We start from the raw sequence: 24127 nt of genomic DNA on the forward strand, positions 1-24127 counted from the left end.
TAACTAATTATTTTTTATTGGCTTGTATTCGATAGATTATTTGCATTTGTAGTAGAAGTATCCCCTGTTAAGGTAGATCCATCGGGTTGAGTTTGCGCAGAAAACTGAAGTAAAAACATAGAATTAGTAAGTAATAAACGCTCTTGTTGTTGACGCATCAAATAAAGCTGATAGTTAATCTCGGCCAATAAAACCGCTATTTCCTTTTGAACTGATGCGCTAGAAGCCTGGTTAATTTGAGTCAACCATTGTTGTTGGCCAGGGTTATTACTAGTCCCTTGTGCTTGAGGATTGTAAAGACGCCAGCTAGCCATAATATATTCATTTAAAGCCTGACTTGTTTGGGCACCTTGTTGGCCAGGTGAACTTTGAGGAAGACGCTTAGACATTATGTAATAGAGGTTACTTATTCCTACAGACGTTTGAGCAGCATAACTGCGCAACCTTGCTAAATAAGTACTTAATCGAGCATAAGCTTCCTGCTGTTGATCTATTGGTGTTGTTTTACTAAAATTCAAGGCTTGACTAAGTAAGTTATTATAAGTATTCCAATCTGGTAAAGAAACAGGCAAAACTGCGCCGGTTGCATAGCGAATAAAATTTTCTGCTTGTTGTACTTGACTTTTTGCCGTTAAAACTGGATTGGTTAAATCATCAAACCCGGAGCTAGAAGTGGTTTGGTTAGTATTACTGGTGGTGGAATAAAGTAATGGCGAAATTAAAGTATTAATGTTTAATTGAGGGATTAAGGGTGCGTTTACTTCTGCTGTGAAAACTTTTTGGGTGCCTGGTAAGGGCCCTACAACATTTTTGATAATATTTTCTCGATACAAGTAAGGACACTTTTGGGAAATAAGATTACTACCACTTTCTATGCAAAAAGTATAATTAGGTGTTGCAAGTATATTTAAAATCGCTTGGCTTACAGGATCAGGCTGGTAAGTTCGCTGATCAATAAGTGGAGAGACAGAAGCAGTTTGACTTGACGGGTTAGAATAGGGTGGGTTCGAGTAAGTTTGTCCTGAAAGTGTATTAATAATTGAAAAACCGGATAAGTTGCTGTTACTAGTTAGTGTTGTGGGCACAATTGGATTAGCATTTTGAGCTGCACTTGGTAATTCGTTATTACCAGTACCACCGCCTACTACTGCGCCTAAAACTGTATGGTAAAGATTAAGCTGAGCAGAGTAAGCAGTATTTTGATCAACGAGTGTATTACTAAATGTTTGTGCAGTGGAAGTTGTGCCTGTTCCACTAGTATTAGCAGCATTATTCGAATTTCCCGTACTGCTGTTATTTGAGCAAGGGCCACCTGACTGACAATATTGAGTAAGGTCATAACCAAAATATTGACCTAAATTTTGTAAATAAGTAGCAATTTTACTAACTTCATCATCTGTATTGTTATTTGGAGCTGGGCTAACATTGGCAGGCGTACCTTGTGATGCTATTACAGTTGAGGAAAGAGCCAGTAACATGCTTGATACTAAATATTTTAATTTCATTCTTATTCTTCTCCTTCAAGAGCCTTAGCTACTAACCTTAACCGATATTCAGAAAATACGCGAGCAAGTAAACGTAGTCTCTCAAAGGTAATGTTACGCTTCAAAAAAAAGCCTGCTGGATCATGGCTACCTGTAGTGGTCTCTTCAGCATGAATAAGAACACGAGATGCACTACCTGGATGAACAGTATCAATCGCTTGTAGTAACCTTAAACCGCGTCCAGACTTAATATTACCTACTAACCTTATAAAGGTATCTTCTTGATTTAAATTACCCATGTCGACTTTTTCGATATCATCGAGTTCTTGGCCTAAACGCTTAAGCGCTTCTTCTAAATTGGGATCCTTATCAAGGGTCCAATCTTCAACGCTTTCCATAAAGGTAATAACTCGATAAATCATCGGATCAACATACTCAAACCAGTATTGAGCGGAGGCTTCATGACTAAGATCAGGCATTTTTTACTCTTTTTTTACGGTGTTATAGATAGATAAAGTGCACGTAATTTAACTAATATAGTATTATAGTAAGAATAGTAAATGTCTATTCCTTTAAATTGTAAAATTTATGCAAAAAAAATCAGGATCAAGAGTAGGAAGTTTATTTAAATCGATTTTTAATGTTCGAGCTTGGACTGATTTTGATCGTCTTAATGCCTTTACGCTATACTTAACTAATGTCTTAAGGTTTTTGTTTGTTCCGCAGAAAAACAAGACTTCTTCAAACGAAGCTTCGGCTAATTTTGAAGCCGCTATGGCTGCGATGAATTTAACTGAAGCTAATTTAGAAGCCCGTAAACGAGGTTTGTATCGCTTAAGTATACTTATGTGTGTAATAGCATTTGGTTTTTTATGCTATGCAATTTACCATATGTTTTTAGGTGGCATTATTGCAGCACTAATTAGCTTAGTGCTTATGTTAGTTACTCTTGCTCTAGCATTTCGTTATCACTTTTGGTATTACCAAATTAAGGAAAGGAAATTAGGGTGTACATTTAAGGAATGGTATAGAAGAGGTTTTTTAGGTGAGAAGTCATGAAAAGGCTTATTTTAAGTTTTTTATTTATACTATTTCCGACTTTGGTGCTGGCTTCATCCTTCCATAACCCATCTAATATAACATTTGCTCCGACACCGGGTGATTTTTCTGTTGTGTTCTTAGGTGATCTATTTGGCGTGGTAGATGGTGTACTCCATGGTACTGGTAGTCAAATTTTGGGCAGTATATTTTCCGTATTTAATTCAGCTGTTCTGGCATTAGGTGGCGTTGTTACAATGTACACCATGTGTGTGTCTACTATTAATACGGCTAACGAAGGTAAAATGCTAGGTCAAAAATGGTCTTCTGTTTGGGTGCCGGTTCGGACAACTTTAGGTCTAGCTTTATTAATACCAAAAGCGTCAGGTTACTGCTTAATGCAGATTTTTGTCATGTGGGTGGTGGTTCAAGGCATTGGTGCAGCAGATAAAGTTTGGACAGCAGCTTTAAGCTATATTGCTCAGGGCGGTGTAATTGTTCAACCACAAAGTAATCCTATTCCTCCTCCTTCTATTCTTCCAAACGCCGCTATGATGGACGTACCTTCAGGTGCATCGAAGATTTTAACCGGACAAGTATGCATGTATGGCCTACAAGTCACGTTAGAGAATTTGCGGATGGCCTATCTTAATGAAAAACGAAATGATTCTGGCCCATGTTTTTTACTGCAAAACTCCAATGATTCACCTATGAATCAATTTTGTAATACGCCAGTTCCTGATTTTCTCAGTACTATAAATCCCGTAGCAGTGCAAAATAGCCTTCCTAACAAGGGAGCATGGAACTTGCCGATGCCCTATTTCCCCATGGGCTCAATTTACAGTAGTTTAAATGGTGTTTGTGGCTCTATCATGTGGAATGCTTTTGATACAGCCTCTCTTTATACAGTAAATCCCAAGACTGGCAAGACAATGGCACAACAGCTTAATGCTAGTGAGATCCAAACTATAACGATGTCCCGTGCTGTCGCGCTTCAACAACTATATAATGATTTAGCACTGATCGCCCAAGTAATGGTTAATAATGATCCATTAATCAATAAACCACCGACAACTAGCACTAGCACCTCGCCAAACTATACACCACCTTGGGCTATGCAACAATTTGGTATACCGCTTTCAGCTTCTTCAAACTCTTTATGTTCAGACTCTACTGCAGCTAGCAACTGTACAAGCTGGGGCCCTATACCAGGTAATTCAACAACTCCTCTTTTTAGTGGAGCTGAATTCCAAAATGCTATTGGTGATTATATGGGTATTATGGCGCCAAGCCTTAATATCATGAATCAAGCTATTCAAACAAATCTTGAAGGAAAATTAGGGCAATTTATCAATCAAGCAAATTCCCAAGGTTGGATGCAGGCGGGTAGTTATTTTATTAATTTAGCTCAATTAAATTCAGCTAATCTTAATAGTTCGGTTAATACGATTTATGATACGGGCGCTGGTTTAAATGACTCTACGAATGTTGATGTAGGTAGTTTTCAAAAAATTGCTCCTTGGGCTTTTACTGGTACTAATAATTACGATTGTCAGAAGAGCACTTATCCAAATTTATGTATTTGGTTGAATGCTAATGGAGGGCCGCTAGCAAATATTGTTAGTTTAATTAATGGCCAATATGGAAGTGATAACAGTGGTATAGCTTTACCAACTTTAGCCCAACCTATAAGTCCTATTACTGGCAATAATGCTAGTACAGTTTATGGTTATATCAATAATTCAGCCATGTTAAATTTAGGTCAGCCAGGTATGACCCCACCTCAATTTACAATGAATATTATGCCTAAATTTAATCCAACCAATATTAGCTTACCTCACATCGATTTTCCTTGTGGGCATATAAAGGTGGTAGGTTGTGTAGGAGCAGCGCTAGGCGATGTTTTTTATAATGGATTAATAAGAAACCTATTTAATTTCTTTTTCTCGCTGCTGGTTAATCTTTTTAATGAAGTTATTATGGCATTTTTGTATTTGCCTCTCAAAGGCATGACGGTTATTTTCCAAAATAGTATTGTTTGGTTACAGCAACCTAGCATGAATCCGGTGATTGCTTTATCTAATATGGGTATTAGTTTTATCAACTTTGCCAATGAATTGTGGATTTATCTACTTATATTTGCTATTTCTCCATTTGGCATCTTTATTATGCCATTTATTGCCTTAGTAATGCCCTTATTAGTTGCTTGGTTAGGAACCATGTTAGTTATTGGTTTTATAACAGCTTATTATATTCCATTTTTACCGTATATGATTTTTACGTTTGGTTCTATAGGTTGGTTAATGGCGGTTGTTGAAGCGATGGTGGCAGCGCCTATTGTTGCCTTAGGCGTCACACATCCCGAAGGGGAAGGACCTTTTGGTAAAGGTGAGCAAGCTATTATGATTTTGATGAATGTCTTTTTAAGGCCATCAATGATGATTATTGGTTATATTGCTGCTATTGCTCTTTCATATGTAAGCGTTTGGGTCATTAATGCAGGTTTTAATAATGTGTTGTCATACTTACAAAATAATCAAACAACATTTAGTTTTTCTAATGATATTGACCCAAATAATATTATTAAACCTGATTCCAATTTAGGCTACTCCGGTTGGGCGGGCGTTTATGCCTACTTTTTCTCAATAATAATTTATACAACAATGTACCTTACTGTGGTGCAAAAAGCTTTTACCTTAATTGTGGTATTGCCTGATAAAGTTTTACGATGGATTGGTGGACAAGCGGAATCTGCCGGCCAAGAAACAGTACAATGGACTGAGGATACTAAAGGTAAAGTTGGTGAGGCAACTAAGGCAACAACAGGTGCTGCACAACAAATAGATAAACAACTTTCTGGTTATGCTATGAAAGGTATTAGTAAGTTGCAAAAACCGAGTGGCGGCGGAGGCAGCGGAGGTGCTTCGCCTGGTATTGGCCCCGATAGTACACCAAATACTCCAGATTCATAGTATATAGCTAGAATAGCTTTCCAGATAAATCTTTGCTAAAGCATTTGAATGGGAAATAGTTTAATCTAGCTTTGTAAATTTGCGCTTAGAAATGGTAAATTTTTTAAGTATGCAGTATTTTTCTGTAAGCTATAGCAAAAATTTTTAGAGGCGCTGTCTAAACGTCTTATCCTAACGTTGATACTCTTTCGTACCGGCAATAATTATTTTATAAACACGTTCAGAGATTATTCCTTCCTCAAATTTTTGTCTAGCATCTTCAGTCATTAATTGCCCTCGTTGCCGAACAAGTTTTCTTGTTGAAGAGGTAACATCATTAGGATCACCAGTTAACAAAATATCGCGTACTTCCTCATCAAAAATTAGATATTCTCGCAGCGCAACTCGTTTACCATCAACCGTTGGAACTAATTTTTGCCAAATACAAAGTCTTATGGTTTCTAAAATATCGATTGTTCGACCTACACGTTCTTCACCTGCAAAAGAAGTCACTAGGCGGCGCATCGTTTCTGCTACCCCTGAGGTATGCAGGGTTGTATAGACAGGATGCCCTGTTAAGGCAGCTTCTAAGGCGGCGCTAATTGTTTCTGCATCTCGACACTCGCCAACCATGATTAATCTTGGTTTACGTCTTAATGCATTACGCACACCTTCAGCAAAGCTAGGTAAATGACGTGGTATTTCTGATTGGCTGACAATGGCAGAAATTGTCTCAATCTCATCATAGACAAATTCTATTGGTGCCTCATAAGTAAGGACTTTTCGGTTAGAATTTTCACTCTCAATTAAATTTCGGATAATGGAAGCTAGTAGAGTTGATTTTCCTGATCCAGTAGCACCTGTTATAAAAACAATACCTTCTTGGGGAGCAATCGCTTCCACTATATTATCTGGTAGACCCATTGTCTCTAATCTAGGTGGCGTTGTTGGAATGGTTCTTAATGTAATTTGGATAGCATCATGGCCTTCAACTAGACAAGAAGTTCCGTTAACGCGATAGCGATAGCGTACGCCACGATTAGGACGGAATTCATAATGAGTATCAATGTCTTTCCCTGATAAAAGCTGCGTTGTAGCATTTGGGCCATAAATTGCATTTATTAAATCACCTAGTTCAGTATTCGATAAACTCCGATTGGTTATCCTTAATAATCTACCATATACTTCAGCATAAATAGGGGAACCTGTTTGAATAGTAATGTCTGATGCGCTTAAAGTTTCAGCGTGCTGTAGCATTTTATCCATAAATATAGGCGTGAAACGCGAGGGCTCATCAGGCATTAAATTAGTATTATTCATAATAGTTCCAAAGCACTAAGCCGATTTAATTTATTTATCTTACTAAGTATGTTTAATTTTATTGCAAAGTCTATTAATAAAATTGTATGTCATTATTTTAATTTTATTAATTTTTAATTGGAAAAATCCAAAGATAATATTATCTGGTTATTACAGAAGCTAGATTAAAATAAACTAATTCAACATAAAGATTAACATTTTTTACTGGGTCGGATTTAATTTAATTAACTAAATCATAAAGCAAAACTTCACAATATACTCATACAGTATAGGAAACTTTAAGCATAAATGTTGTTAGAATAATTCCTTCACTAATATTTTTTTTCATTGATTGGCGCAATAACTGGCTGCCAAGCTTTGCTTGTAATGTTAATTTGGGCATTTTGAGCTAGTTTTTCCATATTCTTAAATTGTTCTAGTGCGTTTTCATCTTTAGCAACTGCTGCACGCCACTCATTACTATTTATATTTAATCCGGGAAGCGCTGTAATACGTAATACCCTATCATCGATATGGATTTCAGAAGCATCACCTGTAACGCCTAACTCAGTACTGGCAACAAAAGGGGCTGAAACCATATTTAGTGCTAATAGTTTTCGATATAAAATCATGCCGGTATAGTCTTCTTTTATTCGAGCAATACTTTCTTCCAATATAGTATTAGCTTGCTCTATACCATTTTTCCAACCACGCGCGACACACGTTCGCCAGGCTTTTCTCTCCGCCTTTGTCTTCGGTAACATAAATAGATTTGGTGGTTCGGGTTGTTTATAATCCATCCATAAATATTCCCGCCAATTAGGTGGCGTTGTAATAAAGCGTGCCTGTTTTGCTATTTTATAAGTTCTATCTGATACACGAATGGTTTGTGCATCAGCTAAATTTAATGTATTGCGTCCTTCAAGTAGTACAGGCGGTAAAATGTTGTGATCAAGTACTAAAGAGTTAAAATCAAAAACCGAATCTAATATTCTGGCCTGTTTTGTTAAATGCTTATTAATAGTATTGGCTCGACAAGCGAGGCCCGCTTGGGCACCTAAGCTAAGCGCAATTTCACTGAGAGCGGCAGCTCGCATTGCGCCGCCGCGGCGGGCATTTTTATTACTCTTACTTTTGACATTAGCAAGTGCTTGCAAACCTGATAACGACCCCATATCGGCTACATGAACGGATGATCTAGTACAACCTACTAGCAGCGCTAAACCAATGATTAATAAACTACGAATAAATTTTAGCATAACGCAATTCAACTACCTGACTATTAGGATAAACATGTAAATAGGCTTTTTTTCCAGCTTGATAATCAATATTTCTTAGGATTTCAGCAAGGCTCTGATCTTTAGCGTTTACGCTTACTAAAATAGGTACTGAAGGTTCTCTACCTATAACTCTTAAACGATAATGAGCAGCCAAAGCAACCCGGGCAATTAATTCTTCAATAGGCCCTGACCAGTCTACAGAGGCTTTTGCTTGTAAATTGTAGGTGCTAGGAATTGTTAAAGAATTATCTTTAGTTGTTGGCAAAATGACTTTTTCAACCTTTGCCATCTCAAGCATAGAATCACTAATTGATGATGCAGCTTCAGCTAATTTAATTGTTGCATCATCACTTGGTTCATTAATAGGCGGTTTCATAAGTGCAACCCCAGTTCGACATCCACTGAGTAGAAGGCTTGCTAGCAGGAGCACTGTAAGCGTCTTATTCATCTTATGCTTTAAAATCAATAGAGAGTAGATGATTGAAACAGGAGCAGAGCCCTCTTGTCAAGCTTACATGAATAAGTTATGTACGTTTTTCATAAAGAGCATAATATACCTGTCCAGCCTTGCTGGATTTTCGCTCAAACCACAGTAAGGGGTCAAGTATAATTTCTTTAGCAGATTCAATATAAACTAAACCCTTGGACGACAAGCAATGACCCTGTGCAATGATTTGTAAACATTCTGCAAGGTAACTACTGGCAAAGGGTGGATCTAAGAAAATGATATCTACCGGTTCTTGTATATTTTGGAGAAAAGCTCGTGCATCGACATGAATAACTTTTAAATTAGGTGCATTAAAATTTAAGGCTGTTTGATGTAAGTTTTTAAAGGCAGCTGGTTGTGCTTCAACTAAGGTCACGTGAGCGGCGCCACGTGAAAAAGCTTCAAAACCTAAAGCACCACTTCCTGCAAAAGCATCAATACAACGCGCATTGTGTATATCGTACATCAGCCAATTAAATAGCGTTTCTCTGACTCGATCCGGTGTCGGTCTTAAACCATCAAGCGAGGGAAAATATAGCTTTTTACTGCGATATTTTCCACCGATGATCCTGATGCTTTGTTTCATATTTTTCCTACAGAAACCAGTAACATCTTATTCGGCTGTAGCGTTTCATCGAAAGCTTTTTTGATATCTTCTGTGCTTACTGAGTTAATGCGAGTGACGTAAGTATCTAAATAGTCATCTGGTAATTTATAAAATGCCATACGTAATAGCATGCCTGCAATATTACTATTGCTTGCTAATGATAGAGGGAAACTACCTGTCATATATTGTTTTGCTGCAGCTAATTCTTCTTCAGTAGGCCCTTTCGTTAAAAAATTAGTTAGCGTCTCTTTAGTAATCTTTAATGCAGTATCGGCTTGCTGGTTAACAGTTGATAGGTTAATTAAGAAAGGACCTATACCGGGCATAGGTATAAATTGACTAACCACGCCATATGTTAAGCCACGCTTCTCTCGGACTTCATTTGATAAGCGGGAAACTAAAACGCCACCACCTAAAATATAGTTACCAACCATTAAAGGAAAATAATTGGGATTAGCATGATTAATGCCAGTCTGGCCTAATCTCAGGATTGTTTGCGAAGAAGGATAGTTAATGGTGACTTTTTCTTCAGTAGACAAAGGCGTTGCTTTAGGAATTAAAGGAGCAGAGGAGCCTTGCTTAAGCCCAGAGGTTAAGTGTTCAGCTAACTTGTGCGCTTGGGTGGTGTCAATAGCACCAACTAAAATAATAGTGGCATTTTGGCTAGTAAAATAACGTTTATAAAAGTCACGCACTTGATTTAAATTAATTGCTTTAACAGTTTGCTCTGTACCTAAAATTGGATGAGCATACGGATGATTACCGTAAAGCTTATTAAAGAAAGCAATATTAGCTACTTCATCAGGGGATTCCTGACGTTGAGCAATGGCCATTAATTGTTGATTTTTTTCGCGATTAAAAGCATCTTGCTTAAAAAGAGGCTTATTAATGATAGCTGTTAAAGCATCAATAGCTGGCGTTAGTGCATCCTCTTTCGTTAAGGTTTTAAATTGTAAAACAACCATATCTCTCGTTGTTTCTGCATTATATTGGGCACCTGTATCAGCAATTTTTTCGGCAAGCTGTGTGGCATCATAACTACCTGCGCCTTGGTCTAAGAGTTCAGTCGTTAGAGCACTAAGACCAAAATTGGCGCCGTCATAAGCCGAGCCCGCAGCAAAAGCAATACTTATATTGAGTATAGGTACTTCCATTGCCTGATAAAAAACAACTTGGGCGCCATTTGCTGTTTTCCAGCGGTCAATTTTAAATGATTGAGCGTTTAATAAATTAATTTGAAAAAAAATTAATAGAAAACTTAGAATAAATTTTGCTTTCATTTTTATCCTTTAGACTGCGGTATAGGAAATAATTGAGCTTCTGTTAAGGAGTTGTCATTAAAATATCGTTTGGCAACTTCTTGTATTTGCTCAGGTGTAATAGCATTGATATTATCTGTATAAGCTTCTGCTGCTTGCCAACCTAAACCAACTGTTTCTAACAAGCCAAGCTCCATTGCTTGTCCAAAAATAGAATCTTTTTCAAACGTTTTCTGAGCAATAATTTGTGTTTTAATTCTTTGTAACTCTGGCGTACTAACTAGGTCAGTTTGTAATTTCTTTATTTCTTTTAGGAGGGCTGCTTTAAGCTCAGGCAGTGTATGTGATTGTGAAGGCATGCCAAAAAAAATAAATTGCGTTGGATAGCGGGCGTAAAGATTATAATAAACGTTAGCACTGCTTGCTATATGGCTACCACGAACCAAGCTCTTGGCAAAGCGAGAGCTTTCACCAGCATCTAGAATACCTGTAATTAATTCAAGAGCATAGGCTTCCCATGGAGCAGCAGCGGTCTTTAAGCTAGGTACATTATAACCAAACATTAACATAGGTAATTGTGCTGGTGTATGTATTTCAACTAATTTTGGTCCGAAGGGAGGGGGCTCGGTTTGTGCCTTACGCGTGAAAGTAGGTTTTTTAGGTATTTGGCCAAAATAGACTTTTGCTAAATCGTAGACTTTTTTAGCGTCTACATCACCTACAACGACTAAAGTAGCATTATTAGGTGCATAAAAACTTTGATACCAAGCTTTTACATCGCCAACTTTAAGATTTTTTAAGTCATCCATCCAGCCAATAATTGGGTGGTGATACGGATCGGATAAATGGGCGCTCGCTAAGAAACGTTCGAAAACTAGAGCTTGAGGATTATCATCAGTACGTTGTCTTCTTTCTTCTTGAATAACTAACATCTCTTTAGAAAATTCTTCTTTGTTTAATAAAAGATGTTGCATACGATCTGCTTCAAGTTCAAAACTAATAGGTAATTGTGAAGCAGCTAATTTTTCATAATAGGCTGTGTAATCATAGTTGGTAAAGGCATTTTCCTGTCCTCCAACTGCAGCGATTGTTTTAGAAAACACACCTAGGGGATATTTAGTAGTACCTTTAAACATAATATGTTCAAGGGCATGTGATACCCCTGTAATACCACCTGGTTCATCCGCTGAACCAACGTTATACCATATCATGGAAACTGCTACCGGTGCTCGATGATCTTCTTTTACTATAATTTTTAATCCATTGTCTAAGGTGAATTTTTGAACATCAGCTGTCGCTGCCCAAGAAAATAATAAAAAAGTGATCGCTAATACTACACGCATAGATTAACTCTTCGGTAAAAAAGGTGATAGAATTCCATATTTCCTTTAATTTGTATACCTATGATTAAATGGTTTAAAAGAAATCAAGATGCATCTACTAAGAAAACAGAGACTTATAAGGAGCCTGTTGAATCAAAAATTGAGCCAAATTTACCTGAGCAAGAGGTAATAGAAGCTGAGCTAGAAGAAACTCTGTCACCAATAGAGGAGGAAAATCCTGCTAAGCTTGGCTTTTATGCTCGTTTTAAGCAAGGCCTAACTAAAACGCGACAGCAGTTGGGTGAGGGTATTGGACGTCTCTTACTTGGTAAAAAGGTAATAGATGAAACTATTTTTGAAGACTTAGAGGCATTATTATTACATGCTGATATAGGTATTAATACTACCCAAGATATCTTAGATAAGTTAAGTGCTGGCATGGCCAGAAAACAATTGGTTGATGGTGATGCTATTTTTAAATCACTTAGAGAACAATTACAAACCATACTTACTAACAATACAGCGCCTTTATCTTTAAAGACTGCAGACGGCTCCCCTTTTGTTATTTTAATGGTAGGTGTTAATGGTGCGGGTAAAACGACTACCATTGGTAAATTAGCTAAACAATATCAGCAACAGGGCAAAAAAGTAATGTTAGCAGCGGGAGACACGTTTCGTGCAGCAGCTGTACAACAGCTACAAGTTTGGGGTGAGAGAAATCAAATACCCGTTATTGCTCAGCATTCTGGTGCTGATAGTGCTTCAGTTATTTATGATGCGGTTCAAGCTGCTAAGGCACGTGGCATAGATATTTTAATTGCAGATACTGCGGGCCGGTTACATACTCAGAATAATTTAATGGAAGAATTGAAGAAAGTGAAAAGGGTAATGCAGAAAATTAATCCAAATGCTCCTCATGAAACAATGTTAATTCTAGATGCAAGTATAGGGCAAAATGCGCTTAATCAAGCACGTGAATTTCATCAAGCAATTGGTTTAACAGGAATTACTATGACTAAACTGGATGGTACTGCAAAAGGTGGAATTTTGTTTGCAATTGCGAATGAATTAGCTATTCCCTTTCGTTATATTGGTATAGGAGAAGGAATAGACGACTTACGTCCTTTTGAGGCAACTCAATTTGTTAAGGCAATTTTTAATGATGATTAAATTTGATCAGGTTACTAAGCGTTATCCAGGCGGCTTTGAAGCCTTAAGTCAAATTAATTTTTCTTTAGAAAGAGGGGAGATGGTCTTCATTACTGGCCACTCCGGTGCTGGCAAAAGTACGTTATTAAAATTAATTGCTAAACTTGAATCCCCTTCATCAGGCCAGCTAATTGTAAATGGTATTAATGTAAATCAGCTTAAAAAGCGTGATATAGCCAATTACCGCAGCAGCTTAGGTATTACTTTCCAGTCTCCTCATCTACTTCATGATCGTTCTGTATTTGATAATGTAGCTTTACCTCTCCAAATTCAAGGTATGCCTCCTGCGATGCTCACTAAGCGAGTGCATGCTGCTTTAGACATGGTTGGATTATTAAATAAAGAAAAAAGGTTAACCATTCATCTATCGGTAGGTGAGCAGCAGCGTGTAGGTATTGCACGGGCAGTTGTCCATAAGCCGGCTTTATTAATTGCCGATGAACCTACTGGCAACCTTGACCCTAGTTTATCTAGTGAGATTATGAAAATTTTTGCCCAATTTAATGAGGTTGGGGTTAGTATTTTAGTGGCAACTCACGATTTAGCCTTAATTGCAGGCTTAAAACATAGAATTATCATGTTAAAACAAGGGCAAATATGTTAAAAAAGCTACAGTCATGGATTTCTTATCATATGCAGGCAGCTACCTTAAGCTTTAATTCTTTATGCCGTACGCCACTAGCAACCATGTTAACTGCCATTGTTATTGCTATTACTTTAACACTCCCTGCCTTATTTTGGGTGATAAATGATAATTTAAAGCAGTTAACAGCCCAGTGGCAAGGAAGTGGTCATATTTCGCTTTATCTTAAATCTAATTTATCAAATGAAGATGAAAATAATTTCTTATTACAAGTCCGTGCTGTAGAAGGTGTTGGTTATGCTACTTTAAGGACCAAAGCACAAGGTTTTGCGGAGTTAGAGCAGCAGGAAGGCATGCGAGAAATTTTACATTCACTACCTGAAAACCCACTTCCAGCGGTGATTGAAATTGTTCCTAATAAAACAGTCAATGAGCCCTTAAAAATTAATCAACTTTTTGAACGTTTGAAAGCTTTCTCACAAGTAGAACAAGCCAAATTGGATATGCGATGGTTAATCAAGTTGCATGCAATTTTAGGATTTGTTAGTAGGATAGCGCATGCTATAATTATATTATTGGCGCTAGCGGTAATACTAATTATTGGTAATACTCTTCGGTTGGCGTTACACAAACGTCAGGAAGAAATTCAAATTTTAAAACTGATTGGTGCGACAGACACATTCATACTTAGACCCTTTCTCTATGCGGGTATTTGGTATGGTATGCTAGGTGCAGTTTTTGCTATATTCTTTGTTAATATTTTCATGTTAAGTGTAGCAGTAGCGGTACAAGAGCTATCTTCTGCTTACCATATGCAATATCCTTTATTAGGTTTATCTGTAAAACAAGCCTACTTTATTGTGTTTGTAGCAGTTATTTTAGGATGGTTAGGAGCAAGAATAGCCGTTAAAAAACAGCTATCTTCCATTGAGCCCTATCCTTAGTTTATAATTAGACCGCTTTATAAATACAAGTCATGGCTTAGGATGTTATACTTTAATTAGAAGTTAGTGTAGCATGAGCAAGCTTACAAAAAATTTAGAAGCCGAAGTTAAAGGCGTTGTATCTATCATTAATGTGGCCTGTTATGAAGTAGATAACTGGAGGAAGTTATGAATAAGCAGCTGCAGTTGGCATCATTAACTTTACCTATAGGCAGTTTAGATGCTTATATTCATCGAGTTAATCAAATTCCAATGCTTTCTGCTGAAGAAGAATATCGCTATGCAGAGCACTTTCAAAATGAGGGTGATCTGGAAAGCGCTCGTAATTTAGTATTAGCTCATCTACGTTATGTCGTACGAGTAGCTCGTGGTTATTTAGGTTATGGTTTACCACTTAGCGATTTAATTCAAGAAGGCAATGTAGGCCTGATGAAGGCAGTTAAGCGCTTTGACCCAAAATTAGGTGTCCGGTTAGTTTCTTTTGCAGTTCATTGGATTAAGGCTGAAATTCATGAATATGTATTACGTAACTGGCGAATTGTTAAAGTAGCAACCACAAAAGCACAGCGAAAATTATTTTTTAACCTAAGGCAGATGAAAACCCGTCTAGGCTGGTTTAATAGTGAAGAAGTTGATGCAGTAGCTAATGATTTAGGTGTAAGCCGAGATGAAGTCATGCTAATGGAGCAGCGACTAAATGCTATGGATACTTCCTATGACACGCCTGCTTCTGACGATGATGATGAAGCTTATAAAGTGCCGTCTCACTTCTTACATGATAGTGCTAGTGATCCGGCTTATTTAATAGAGCTTGAACGAAGTGGCGAACAAGGAAAAGATAGTTTATTTGCTGCGCTAGAACAACTTGATGAGCGCAGTCAGGATATTTTACAACAGCGTTGGTTAGCCGAAGATAAATCTACTTTACATGATTTAGCTGCTAAATATGGCGTATCAGCAGAAAGAGTAAGGCAGCTTGAAAAAAACGCTATGAAAAAGCTTAAACGATTCTTAGAAGAACCAGCTTAACTGTATCTATTGACAATTTATTTCTTAAAAAGTTTAAAATTTCTACCTTCCGCGGCTTAACCGCGGAATCTTTAATTTTCTGAATAGCGCGGATAAGCCGGTTTATTTCTTTCATAAAGTATTTGTAGCTTCAAGCAGCTGTTTTTTCTTTTCATCAGGTACAAAAGCAGCTTCGATTGCCATATGGGTGAAGTTAAGCATTTTTTCTTGTGAGAATTGATGTAACTGTTGTACCTTCTCATATTCTGTAGCTAGATCCGTGCCAAAGAATGGCGGGTCATCTGAATTTAAGCTCACCTTAATTCCTGCTTCCATTAAGGGAACTAATGGATGACTTTCTAAACTTGGGAAAAGTCCTAAGGCAATATTGCTAGTTGGGCAAATTTCTAAGGCGATGTTTTTATCTTTGAGCCTTGCAATAGTTTCTGGTGAATGGATAGACATAACACCATGTCCAATACGTTGAATGGGTAGATAATCCATTGCCTCAATCATGCCACTTGCTGGCGCAAATTCACCGGCATGGACTGTACAAGCTAACCCACCGTCTGCTGCGATATTATAAGCTTTTTGAAATAATTTAGGCGGAAAATTAAATTCATCACCACCTAAACCAAAGCCAACGATACAAGGAACAGTTTCTTTTAAAGCTTGCCTTGCTACTTTTTCTGCTGATTCAGCACCAAAATGCCGAACAGCGGTAATGATAATGCGACCTGTAATATTAAACTTGTTATAAGCATCATCAATGGCTTGCTGAATAGCTTGCAAATGTTCATGTGAAGGGATACCGCTGGCTTGCTCAGCATGATCAGGTGAATACATCATTTCAACGTAAATTCCGCCTGATTCGGCCGTTGATTTTAAATAGTCAAAAGTAATGTCGTAATAGTCTTGTGGGCATTTGATCAGAGCGGCAATATCATCATAAGCACTTAAAAAATCTAGAAAATCTTTGTATATATAACGCTTACCATCTTCGGCAATACGTGCCTTAGGTAACGTCATGTTATTACGTGTTGCAAGCTTCTTGGCTAAATAAGGAGGAATAGTTCCTTCTAAATGGACATGGAGCTCTGCTTTTTTAATAGTCATGAAAACCTCATAAGAATTTTAACGGTAAAATGGTAAGTTACTGCAAAAGACGATAAAATTATAGATATACTTTTTATTTAGGATCCTGTATGAGTTCAAGTGATATTGATAAAGCCTATATTAGTCCTTATGATGAATTCTTTTATGAATTTGATGAAGAACATAAAAAATCACACTCCCAGATGGTAGAAATCAAAAAGAATGAGCGCGTCGCAAGATTACGCGATAATGCAGAACCTGATCCATCTCAAAATGAAATTTGGGAAGAATTCTAGTCTTTCAGTTCTTTTGTCTTTGACGTAAATTCGCTATTGTCTTACCTATGTTCTATTGTTTGGTTGCTACGCTTGCTCTATGCTTACGTTCCGCGACTTGTACGCCGAATCTAGGAATTAGCCATCACTGGATCCTGCGGACAAGCCGCAGGACGTAGGCTGGGTAAAGGGGCTGCATACATAGAAGTGCCGTAGGTTGGGCTAAGCAAAGCGCAGCCTAACGTGAGTTATAAACGGGTAATCTATTCATCATTTGTTGGGCTGCACTTCGCGTAGCCCAACTTACTCCTGTTTTTCTTTTACAAGAATTAACTTCGAGCAATAATTCATAATATTCGTGTAGCGTCCGAATAGAGCCTCGGTTTCTTCTATATCAAACTCACGTTTAAATTAGCCAATTAAAGCATGTAATAACTTATAAGAAAGAATAGTTAATAGTGATGCCATAGGTAGGGTTAATATCCAAGACATAAAAATATTACGGATTACAATTAAGTTAAGTGCACCAATACCTCGTGCTAACCCTACACCTAAAACAGCACCTACTAACGTTTGAGTAGCCGAGACAGGAATTCCTAAACTAGTTGCAACTACAACTGTAGTAGCTGCTGCTAAAGTAGCAGCAAAAGCGCGACTTGGGGTTAAAGCCGTAATAGAACTTCCTACCGTTTCAATCACTTTACGGCCATACATTAAGAGTCCAGAAACAACACCTAAACAACCTAAAAAAATAATCCAAGCAGGGTAGTTATCTAAGCCTATGGATTGATGAGGAGTAGTTACCAACGAATAAATGATTGTTAAAGGGCCTACAGCTAAGGCTACATCATTAGAACCATGCGCAAAAACCATTGCACAAGCAGTTAAAGCCATCAATACTGCAAAATATCTTTCAACCTGAATAAAGCGATCACGCCGTCTAATTTTTCCTATTTCTGGAATACGCTTGATGATAATCATGCCTACAATGGTAAGCGTTATACTAGTTGCTAAAGTAACTGCTAAATCTTGTTTAAAATTAAGGTGAATATCAAAGTGATTTAAACCTTTAAACACGGTGATAAAAGATAAAATGGAACCTACTAAAAAAAGATAAATAGGCACATACATTTTTGCTTTTTCTAGTGGATCACTTTTAATAAAAATAACTTGTTGAATGCTGGTAAATAAAGCATAAGCTGTAACCCCTGCTATAAAGGGGGAGGTTACCCAACTAATAGCAATACGATAAACCTGATCCCAATGAATAGCTTGACTACCTAAAACGGTAGCACCAAAGCCTACCATAGAACCAACTAAGGCATTAGTAATGGATACAGGTACGCCTAAATAACTGGCTAGATTCATCCAGATAGTACAAGCTAATAAAACACCAAGCATGCCTTCAATAAGTACTAAAGGTTGATCAAGGAGTTGACTACTATTAATAATGCCATCCCGCATTGTTTCGGTAACACCGCTTCCACCAAGAAAGGCACCGGCGAATTCAAACAGGATGGCAATAACCATTGCTTGACGAACGGTGATGGCTTTCGAGCCCATTGTGGTACTCATGACATTAGCTAAATCATTAGCACCGACTCCCCAGGTCATAAGAAAACAAAGTGCAAGGGCAACTAAAAGTAAAATAAAAGAATGATCCATGGATTTAACTACCGGGCAATAAGAATTTGAAGACGCGCTCCTACTGTTTGCGCATGATCTGCTAGATCACCAATCCATTGGACTAATTTATAAAGGAAAATAACTTCAATAACTGGCATTTCATTTTCCAGCTCAAAAATTGAATGTCTAATATCCCAAAGTTTTTTATCACTATCATGTTCTATTTCATCGAGCATCATAATCATTTCTTCAACAATATTGACTTCACTACCACGAAAACCGCTTTCTAGTAGCTCATCAAGTTCATTGATTGCCTTGCAAGCTTGTTTAGAAGCATCTAAGCAGCGACTAAGAAATGTCATGAATGCCTCTGAAATTTCATGAGGAATTTTCATCTGGCGACTTATAATTAAACCTGCAATATCTTCTGCCTTATTTGCGATGCGATCTTGGGCGCTTAACAATTCTAAAAGATCAGTGCGAGATACAGGAAGAAAAAGGCCAGTAGGTAGATGTAGTCTTAGGTCTCGTTTAATACCGTCAGCCTCTTTTTCCAGCTCAATGATTTTTTGTTTGATGGTATCTGCAATTTGCCAATCTTGATTAAGAACAGCAGTAAAAAAAGGATGAAGCTGTTTGGCACATTGATGCACTTTACGCATATGTTGTTCAATAGGCCTAATCGGTGAAGGCCCAAACATATTAAAGATGCTTCCCATATTGGTTTTTAACCTAAGTCGCGTTTGGGTGATTATAGCTAGTCGAAGTTTATAATTCTACTATTTTAACAATAAGGTTATGCTGGTGAGGTTTAAGCTTAAAGTCTCATCTTTATAAATTAGGGATAGCGCTTGACAATCTTACCTAGGCACCAAACAATATCGCCTGTTATAAATAATTAAATCTCTCTCTAAGCGTTAGATATAAATAACTATTAAGTTTCATAATGTAAGGTCAGAATATGCTAATTGTAAACGTTAAAGCACGTGAAATTTTGGATTCACGTGGTAATCCTACTGTGGAAGCAGATGTATCATTGGCAAATGGATTTACAGGGAGAGCAAGTGTACCTTCAGGTGCATCAACAGGAACACGAGAAGCATGTGAGCTTCGTGATGGCTTGCCGGAACGTTATAATGGTAAAGGCGTAACTAAAGCTGTTAATTACATTAATACTGAAATTAATAGTGCTTTAAAAGGTTATTCTGTTGATCAACAAGAAGAAATAGATAAGAAACTACAAGAATTGGATGGTACAGAAAATAAATCTCATTTTGGTGCTAACGCCATTTTAGCTGTATCTTTAGCTGCTGCTCGCGCTTATGCTAATGCAAGTCAGCAGCCACTTTATCAAGCATTGCATCGCGGTGAAGATATGCGTATGCCTGTGCCAATGATGAATGTGTTAAATGGTGGCGCTCATGCCGATAATAATGTAGATATTCAAGAATTTATGATAATTCCGGTTAGTGCTCATAATTTTTCTATTGCATTACAGATGGGGGCTGAAATATTTCATTGTTTGAAATCTGTCTTAAAGCAATATGGTTTAAATACGGCTGTAGGCGATGAGGGTGGTTTTGCGCCTAACTTAAAGTCAAATCGACATGCATTAGATATGTTAGCACATGCGGTAGATCAAGCTGGCTTTAAATTGGGTGAGGATATTGTTTTTGCTCTTGATGTTGCGGCGTCTGAGTTATATCGTGATAATTACTATTATTTTTCTTCTGAGAATAAAAGATTAGATAGTGCCGCACTGATTGCTTATTATCATGATTTAATTTCTGCTTATCCAATAGTAAGTATTGAAGATGGATTAGATGAAAGTGATTGGGACGGTTGGCAAGCGTTAACAGCGGAAATAGGCAATCGTGTACAATTAGTCGGTGATGACTTGTTTGTAACCAATGCAAAGATTCTAGAGGAAGGTATTAACCAGCAGGTTGCCAATGCTATTTTAATTAAGCCCAACCAGATTGGAACATTAACTGAAACAAGGCAAACTATTCAATTAGCTCAAGAAAATAATTACCGCTGTGTGATGTCACATCGTTCAGGTGAGACAGAAGATACATTCATCGCTGATTTAGCAGTAGCAACCGGTTGTGGTCAGATTAAAACAGGCTCATTATGTAGAACTGATCGCGTTGCTAAGTATAACCAGCTTTTAAGAATTCAGGAATTAGTTCCTACACTTCAATATCCAGCTAGAGAAATATTTTCTTGATTTATAACAATCAATTAACCCTATTTTAAGGTAATCAGACTATGCGCCCAGTCATAATTATTCTAATTTTAGCTCTTATAGGCTTACAGTATAAATTATGGCTAGGTGATGGAAGTATTCTGCATTGGCGCCAACTAGAGGGTAAAATAAACCAACAAAAGCAAGAAAATGAAAATCTAATGACCCGAAATCGAGCCCTAGAAGCAGATATCGTAGAGTTAAAGCAGGGTGATCAAGCTCTCGAAGAACAAGCTCGCTATGAATTAGGCATGGTAAAAAACGATGAAATTTATTATCAATTTATTGAATAAGCTCTAAAAAAAAGCGAATTTAGTTAAAAACAAAGTAATTCTTTTATTCTGCTAAACATCACTTCTAGCCATCATTAATAAACTAAAATCTAATATTATTTGAATAAAAAATAATCAAATTGAACTTAATTTATCATTTATTGGTCTATACTGAGATTATATTTTATCTAAGAAATATTGCTACATGATTAAAACTAAACTCATTAAAAATAATTCATTGCTGACCATTTTTAGAGATAAATATGCCACCTTAGCCCATAATCAGGTTGATTTAGAATATTTTAAAAATTCTAAGGTACGGATCTTTTTCTCGGATTCTGAAGAAAATATAGTTGCTGGATACTGTATTTGTTCTGGCCCTAATTATCGAACGTTACTTCCCTTATCTCTTGCTAAATTAGAAGAAATTAGTCAAAAAAACGGCTTTAAAGACCAGCCGCCTCATGAAATTACTTGCTTATGGATTGAAGAAAAACAACGCAAAAGCGCTTGGGTAATTTATTTTTTTTTAATTTTATCCTTAGATATCCTCCGTTTACCAAAGGGAGCGCTTATTTTTGGAACCCATGGAAAAAATATTAATAATTATTTCTGTCTTGCTTTTCCTAAATTAATTTTTTATGACCGTTTATTTGTCGCTACTAAGGGAGAGGTATGTGACTTTTGGCTTAGAAAAGGTTCTAAGTTTCATTTTTTTAAAGCATTTATTGTGCTTTCAGCAGTTAGATCGTTTTTTGGTAATAAATCACTAGCTCGTTTTCGATTATGGCTTGATAAAAGAGACAAAGCTAAGTGGGGTAAACAAGAAGTGTAGCTTGAAGTGGAGTTAAGTTGTATGAAAGCAAATAATTTTTTTCTAGAGGAATTGGCGCTTTATGGTGGTGAGCCTGTGAATAAGAAACCTTGGCCAACCTATGATAAAGGCAATGTGATTATTGATGAACATGATCTTAGTGCTGTAGAAGAAGTTATTAGAAGTAGAAGATTATTCCGTTACGATAATCGCCAATTACATGAAACCATGGTTGGACGATTTGAGAATGAATTGAAAGATTTTTTTCAGTCGAAATATGCGCTTGCTGTAAGCTCAGGTACTGCAGCACTATCCTTACCCCTTATGGCTTTAGGATTATCACCTAATTCTATTGTTGGATGTCCAGCCTATTCATTTACTGCTACACCAAGCGCGATTATTCAGGCTGGTTTAAAACCACTCCTTATTGAGGTCGATAAAAATCTTAATTTAGATATTGCCGATCTAGAGAAAAAAATTTCAATGCTTGATGCGTTAGTCATTGTTCATATGAGAGGATTTCCAGCGCCTTTACCGAAGATTATGGACATTGCTAAGCAGCATAATATACCTATTATTGAAGATGCAGTACCGTGCCTGGGCTATAAATTAGAAGATAAATTTCTAGGGACTTACGGTTTAGCAGGCGCTTTTAGCACCCAGTCAGATAAGTCTCTAAACACAGGAGAAGGCGGTTTTATTTTAACAAATGACAAAAATATTTATCTTAAATGTGTCATTTTATCGGGCGCTTATGAGCGATTATTTGAAAAGCATTTTCCTGAAGAAGAATGCGGGATTAATTTCTTATCTATGCCAGTATTTAATTTTCGCCTTGACGAAGTTCGGGGCGCTATTGGCTTATCACAGTTAAAAAAATTAAATAATCGACTCGCTTTACTGGCAAAAAATTATTCTTATATTATCCAGGGTATTGGTAATTTATCTTATCTGCGGCCTAGAAGCACATGGAGCCGTAATATATCACCTATGGGAGATAACTTACTCCTAGAATTAGACGGTTCAGTAGAAGATTGTTGTTGGTTTGCAGAAGCGTTAGCTGCTGAAGGGATTGATACTAAAGCACTTGGCGATCCTAATAAAATTAATGTGCGGCGATTTTGGGATTGGGAGTATTTGTTTGAAAATAAAACTAAGCATGAAATAATTAACTTGTATCAACAAAGTCACAAACATATAAGTGCTTATCTTGATATTCCTCTATCACCAACATTAGAACGAGACGATTTGGAAAACTGTTTGGTGGCGATTAAAAAGGTACATAATTATTATGAACTTAAACAACTCCTTAAATAATAGTATCGCTTTAATTACAGGCGGCAATGGTGGCCTTGGGCTGGCGATGGCTTTAGCAATACAACAAGCGGGCGCTACTGTAATTGTATGTGGGCGCAATAAAGAAAAATTAAATCAATCCGAGCCATATGGTTTGTTACCTTTACTGATGGATGTAAACTCTGAAGATAGTATTAGGGAAGGGTTTGAATACGTAGCCGAGCGCTTCGGTAGATTGGATATATTAATTAATAACGCAGGTATTTATGAAGATCAGCATCTTATTGATCTTACTCGTGAGCAGTGGGATAAACATCTTAGTAACAATCTTACCTCTGTATTTCTTTGCTCACAAAACGCATTACCTCTGATGAGGATTCAAAATCGCGGTAAAATTATTAATGTAGGATCAATGTATTCCTTATTTGGACATCCAAATTCTATAGGCTATGCCACAACTAAAACAGCTATTTTAGGTTTAACTCGTTCTTTAGCAGCCCAACTTGGAGTTTGGAATATTCAAGTTAATGCAATTTTGCCAGGTTGGTTTGAAACCGCAATTAATGGCGATATTCCGCACACAAGTCGGGGTGAGGATATAAGAAGAAAAACACCTCTTGGTAAATGGGGGCGGCCAGAGGATATAGGACCGCTAGCTGTATTCTTAGCATCAAGCGGATCTGATTTTATTACTGGCTCTACTATTACGATTGATGGTGGTTATTCTATTTCAGATCGCTTTTGTCATTAAGTATATAATTAAAGCATCAAAGGTAAAAAAATATAAATATTATCAATTTAAAATTGAATCATTTCTGTTATATATGGACTCTGTTTAATATTATCAATTAAAAACATTTCTTAACAAAGAGATTGGATTTTTAGTAAGTCCAGTAGAAATTTAATTTTGTCAGTTTATTAGTCTAATTAAATAGTAAGTAGGCAATTAGATCTAGCTATTATTTCATAACAAGCACTAACACTATCATTTGCTCAATTTAGAATATAAAATTCATTTCATTATAAGTAA

Annotated in this window: 23 protein-coding genes; 12 read left to right on the top strand and 11 right to left on the bottom strand. The window is 36.9% G+C overall.

Annotation, left to right across the window (positions count from 1 at the left end; genetic code table 11):
* Positions 1–14: 14 nt before the first annotated feature.
* Positions 15–1505, bottom strand: a complete 1491-nt coding sequence (gene icmX, locus E1P04_RS12005) for a type IVB secretion system protein IcmX (protein ID WP_131783149.1) — start codon at positions 1503–1505, stop codon at positions 15–17.
* Between the two features lie 2 nt (positions 1506–1507).
* A complete protein-coding gene (icmW, locus tag E1P04_RS12010) occupies positions 1508–1963 on the bottom strand; it encodes a type IVB secretion system protein IcmW (RefSeq protein WP_131783150.1) in 456 nt (151 codons plus the stop codon).
* A 109-nt stretch (positions 1964–2072) separates the two neighbouring features.
* Here icmW and icmV point away from each other — a divergent pair, with 109 nt between their 5' ends.
* Entirely contained in the window at positions 2073–2543 is a 471-nt protein-coding gene (icmV, locus tag E1P04_RS12015; RefSeq protein ID WP_131783151.1) for a type IVB secretion system protein IcmV, read from the top strand.
* A complete protein-coding gene (gene dotA, locus E1P04_RS12020; RefSeq protein WP_131783152.1) occupies positions 2540–5494 on the top strand; it encodes a type IVB secretion system protein DotA in 2955 nt (984 codons plus the stop codon). Before icmV ends, dotA begins: the two co-directional genes overlap by 4 nt.
* Before the next feature lie 171 nt (positions 5495–5665).
* On the opposite strand, the gene dotB is transcribed toward dotA, so the two are convergent.
* The 6 genes from dotB to E1P04_RS12050 all read right to left on the bottom strand — a co-directional run bounded on the left by dotB (position 5666) and on the right by E1P04_RS12050 (position 11748).
* Positions 5666–6775, bottom strand: coding sequence for a Dot/Icm type IV secretion system ATPase DotB (gene dotB, locus E1P04_RS12025; protein ID WP_165482773.1), 1110 nt, complete (start codon positions 6773–6775; stop codon positions 5666–5668).
* A gap of 329 nt (positions 6776–7104) precedes the next feature.
* Entirely contained in the window at positions 7105–8031 is a 927-nt protein-coding gene (locus E1P04_RS12030; protein WP_131783154.1) for a type IV secretion system DotC family protein, read from the bottom strand.
* The gene (gene dotD, locus E1P04_RS12035; protein WP_131783155.1) at positions 8012–8500 is read right to left on the bottom strand and encodes a type IVB secretion system lipoprotein DotD; all 489 of its coding nucleotides are present in this window, start codon (positions 8498–8500) and stop codon (positions 8012–8014) included. Before dotD ends, E1P04_RS12030 begins: the two co-directional genes overlap by 20 nt.
* 76 nt (positions 8501–8576) lie before the next feature.
* A complete protein-coding gene (gene rsmD, locus E1P04_RS12040; RefSeq protein ID WP_131783156.1) occupies positions 8577–9125 on the bottom strand; it encodes a 16S rRNA (guanine(966)-N(2))-methyltransferase RsmD in 549 nt (182 codons plus the stop codon).
* A complete protein-coding gene (locus E1P04_RS12045) occupies positions 9122–10426 on the bottom strand; it encodes a M16 family metallopeptidase (RefSeq protein WP_131783157.1) in 1305 nt (434 codons plus the stop codon). The genes rsmD and E1P04_RS12045 overlap by 4 nt, the downstream gene beginning before the upstream one ends.
* Positions 10427–10428: 2 nt before the next feature.
* Positions 10429–11748, bottom strand: coding sequence for a M16 family metallopeptidase (locus E1P04_RS12050; RefSeq protein WP_131783158.1), 1320 nt, complete (start codon positions 11746–11748; stop codon positions 10429–10431).
* A 60-nt stretch (positions 11749–11808) separates the two neighbouring features.
* Here E1P04_RS12050 and ftsY point away from each other — a divergent pair, with 60 nt between their 5' ends.
* The 4 genes from ftsY (at position 11809) to rpoH (ending at position 15492) form a co-directional block, all read left to right on the top strand.
* The gene (gene ftsY, locus E1P04_RS12055) at positions 11809–12897 is read left to right on the top strand and encodes a signal recognition particle-docking protein FtsY (RefSeq protein ID WP_131783159.1); all 1089 of its coding nucleotides are present in this window, start codon (positions 11809–11811) and stop codon (positions 12895–12897) included.
* Positions 12890–13540: a cell division ATP-binding protein FtsE gene (gene ftsE, locus E1P04_RS12060; RefSeq protein ID WP_131783233.1), complete on the top strand. Its 651-nt coding sequence runs from the start codon at positions 12890–12892 to the stop codon at positions 13538–13540. The genes ftsY and ftsE overlap by 8 nt, the downstream gene beginning before the upstream one ends.
* On the top strand, positions 13534–14463 hold the full coding sequence (ftsX, locus tag E1P04_RS12065) for a permease-like cell division protein FtsX (RefSeq protein ID WP_131783160.1): 930 nt from the start codon (positions 13534–13536) through the stop codon (positions 14461–14463). The genes ftsE and ftsX overlap by 7 nt, the downstream gene beginning before the upstream one ends.
* 168 nt (positions 14464–14631) lie before the next feature.
* Entirely contained in the window at positions 14632–15492 is an 861-nt protein-coding gene (gene rpoH, locus E1P04_RS12070) for an RNA polymerase sigma factor RpoH (protein WP_131783161.1), read from the top strand.
* A gap of 111 nt (positions 15493–15603) precedes the next feature.
* Here rpoH and E1P04_RS12075 read toward each other — a convergent pair whose 3' ends face one another.
* On the bottom strand, positions 15604–16587 hold the full coding sequence (locus E1P04_RS12075; RefSeq protein WP_131783162.1) for an adenosine deaminase: 984 nt from the start codon (positions 16585–16587) through the stop codon (positions 15604–15606).
* A gap of 89 nt (positions 16588–16676) precedes the next feature.
* On the opposite strand from E1P04_RS12075, the gene E1P04_RS12080 reads away from it, so the two are divergent.
* A complete protein-coding gene (locus tag E1P04_RS12080) occupies positions 16677–16862 on the top strand; it encodes a CBU_0585 family protein (RefSeq protein ID WP_131783163.1) in 186 nt (61 codons plus the stop codon).
* A gap of 390 nt (positions 16863–17252) precedes the next feature.
* Here the strand turns inward: E1P04_RS12080 and E1P04_RS12085 are convergent, their stop codons facing one another.
* Both E1P04_RS12085 and E1P04_RS12090 read right to left on the bottom strand, forming a co-directional pair.
* Positions 17253–18506 carry an inorganic phosphate transporter gene (locus tag E1P04_RS12085; protein ID WP_131783164.1) on the bottom strand — a complete coding sequence of 418 codons (1254 nt, stop codon included), beginning with the start codon at positions 18504–18506 and terminating at the stop codon, positions 17253–17255.
* Positions 18507–18514: 8 nt separating this feature from the next.
* Positions 18515–19186, bottom strand: a complete 672-nt coding sequence (locus E1P04_RS12090; RefSeq protein ID WP_131783165.1) for a TIGR00153 family protein — start codon at positions 19184–19186, stop codon at positions 18515–18517.
* 242 nt (positions 19187–19428) lie between these two features.
* Between E1P04_RS12090 and eno the strand changes: the two genes are divergently transcribed.
* The 5 genes from eno to E1P04_RS12115 all read left to right on the top strand — a co-directional run bounded on the left by eno (position 19429) and on the right by E1P04_RS12115 (position 23848).
* Complete coding sequence (gene eno / locus E1P04_RS12095) at positions 19429–20697, top strand: phosphopyruvate hydratase (protein ID WP_131783166.1); 1269 nt, start codon at positions 19429–19431, stop codon at positions 20695–20697.
* A 41-nt stretch (positions 20698–20738) separates the two neighbouring features.
* Positions 20739–21008 (top strand): cell division protein FtsB, encoded by a 270-nt coding sequence (gene ftsB, locus E1P04_RS12100; RefSeq protein WP_131783167.1) that lies wholly within the window; start codon positions 20739–20741, stop codon positions 21006–21008.
* A gap of 184 nt (positions 21009–21192) precedes the next feature.
* A complete protein-coding gene (locus E1P04_RS12105; protein WP_131783168.1) occupies positions 21193–21822 on the top strand; it encodes a hypothetical protein in 630 nt (209 codons plus the stop codon).
* Between the two features lie 21 nt (positions 21823–21843).
* Complete coding sequence (locus tag E1P04_RS12110) at positions 21844–23118, top strand: DegT/DnrJ/EryC1/StrS family aminotransferase (RefSeq protein WP_131783169.1); 1275 nt, start codon at positions 21844–21846, stop codon at positions 23116–23118.
* On the top strand, positions 23093–23848 hold the full coding sequence (locus E1P04_RS12115; RefSeq protein WP_131783170.1) for an SDR family NAD(P)-dependent oxidoreductase: 756 nt from the start codon (positions 23093–23095) through the stop codon (positions 23846–23848). Before E1P04_RS12110 ends, E1P04_RS12115 begins: the two co-directional genes overlap by 26 nt.
* Positions 23849–24127 lie beyond the last annotated feature (279 nt).

Source organism: Legionella gresilensis (assembly GCF_900639865.1).
In the GTDB taxonomy this organism is placed as follows: Bacteria; Pseudomonadota; Gammaproteobacteria; order Legionellales; family Legionellaceae; genus Legionella_C; species Legionella_C gresilensis.

What these genes read in the sequence shown, in the direction of transcription:
- rsmD (WP_131783156.1), bottom strand. Translation starts at nt 9,125, where the DNA reads ATGAAACAAAGCATCAGGATCATCGGTGGAAAATATCGCAGTAAAAAG.
- E1P04_RS12115 (WP_131783170.1), top strand. Translation starts at nt 23,093, where the DNA reads ATGAACTTAAACAACTCCTTAAATAATAGTATCGCTTTAATTACAGGC.
- E1P04_RS12110 (WP_131783169.1), top strand. Translation starts at nt 21,844, where the DNA reads ATGAAAGCAAATAATTTTTTTCTAGAGGAATTGGCGCTTTATGGTGGT.
- ftsE (WP_131783233.1), top strand. Translation starts at nt 12,890, where the DNA reads ATGATTAAATTTGATCAGGTTACTAAGCGTTATCCAGGCGGCTTTGAA.
- ftsB (WP_131783167.1), top strand. Translation starts at nt 20,739, where the DNA reads ATGCGCCCAGTCATAATTATTCTAATTTTAGCTCTTATAGGCTTACAG.
- E1P04_RS12030 (WP_131783154.1), bottom strand. Translation starts at nt 8,031, where the DNA reads ATGCTAAAATTTATTCGTAGTTTATTAATCATTGGTTTAGCGCTGCTA.
- ftsY (WP_131783159.1), top strand. Translation starts at nt 11,809, where the DNA reads ATGATTAAATGGTTTAAAAGAAATCAAGATGCATCTACTAAGAAAACA.
- dotA (WP_131783152.1), top strand. Translation starts at nt 2,540, where the DNA reads ATGAAAAGGCTTATTTTAAGTTTTTTATTTATACTATTTCCGACTTTG.
- rpoH (WP_131783161.1), top strand. Translation starts at nt 14,632, where the DNA reads ATGAATAAGCAGCTGCAGTTGGCATCATTAACTTTACCTATAGGCAGT.
- E1P04_RS12080 (WP_131783163.1), top strand. Translation starts at nt 16,677, where the DNA reads ATGAGTTCAAGTGATATTGATAAAGCCTATATTAGTCCTTATGATGAA.
- E1P04_RS12105 (WP_131783168.1), top strand. Translation starts at nt 21,193, where the DNA reads ATGATTAAAACTAAACTCATTAAAAATAATTCATTGCTGACCATTTTT.
- icmW (WP_131783150.1), bottom strand. Translation starts at nt 1,963, where the DNA reads ATGCCTGATCTTAGTCATGAAGCCTCCGCTCAATACTGGTTTGAGTAT.
- icmX (WP_131783149.1), bottom strand. Translation starts at nt 1,505, where the DNA reads ATGAAATTAAAATATTTAGTATCAAGCATGTTACTGGCTCTTTCCTCA.
- E1P04_RS12090 (WP_131783165.1), bottom strand. Translation starts at nt 19,186, where the DNA reads ATGGGAAGCATCTTTAATATGTTTGGGCCTTCACCGATTAGGCCTATT.
- dotB (WP_165482773.1), bottom strand. Translation starts at nt 6,775, where the DNA reads ATGCCTGATGAGCCCTCGCGTTTCACGCCTATATTTATGGATAAAATG.
- icmV (WP_131783151.1), top strand. Translation starts at nt 2,073, where the DNA reads ATGCAAAAAAAATCAGGATCAAGAGTAGGAAGTTTATTTAAATCGATT.
- E1P04_RS12045 (WP_131783157.1), bottom strand. Translation starts at nt 10,426, where the DNA reads ATGAAAGCAAAATTTATTCTAAGTTTTCTATTAATTTTTTTTCAAATT.
- dotD (WP_131783155.1), bottom strand. Translation starts at nt 8,500, where the DNA reads ATGAATAAGACGCTTACAGTGCTCCTGCTAGCAAGCCTTCTACTCAGT.
- E1P04_RS12075 (WP_131783162.1), bottom strand. Translation starts at nt 16,587, where the DNA reads ATGACTATTAAAAAAGCAGAGCTCCATGTCCATTTAGAAGGAACTATT.
- ftsX (WP_131783160.1), top strand. Translation starts at nt 13,534, where the DNA reads ATGTTAAAAAAGCTACAGTCATGGATTTCTTATCATATGCAGGCAGCT.
- E1P04_RS12050 (WP_131783158.1), bottom strand. Translation starts at nt 11,748, where the DNA reads ATGCGTGTAGTATTAGCGATCACTTTTTTATTATTTTCTTGGGCAGCG.
- E1P04_RS12085 (WP_131783164.1), bottom strand. Translation starts at nt 18,506, where the DNA reads ATGGATCATTCTTTTATTTTACTTTTAGTTGCCCTTGCACTTTGTTTT.
- eno (WP_131783166.1), top strand. Translation starts at nt 19,429, where the DNA reads ATGCTAATTGTAAACGTTAAAGCACGTGAAATTTTGGATTCACGTGGT.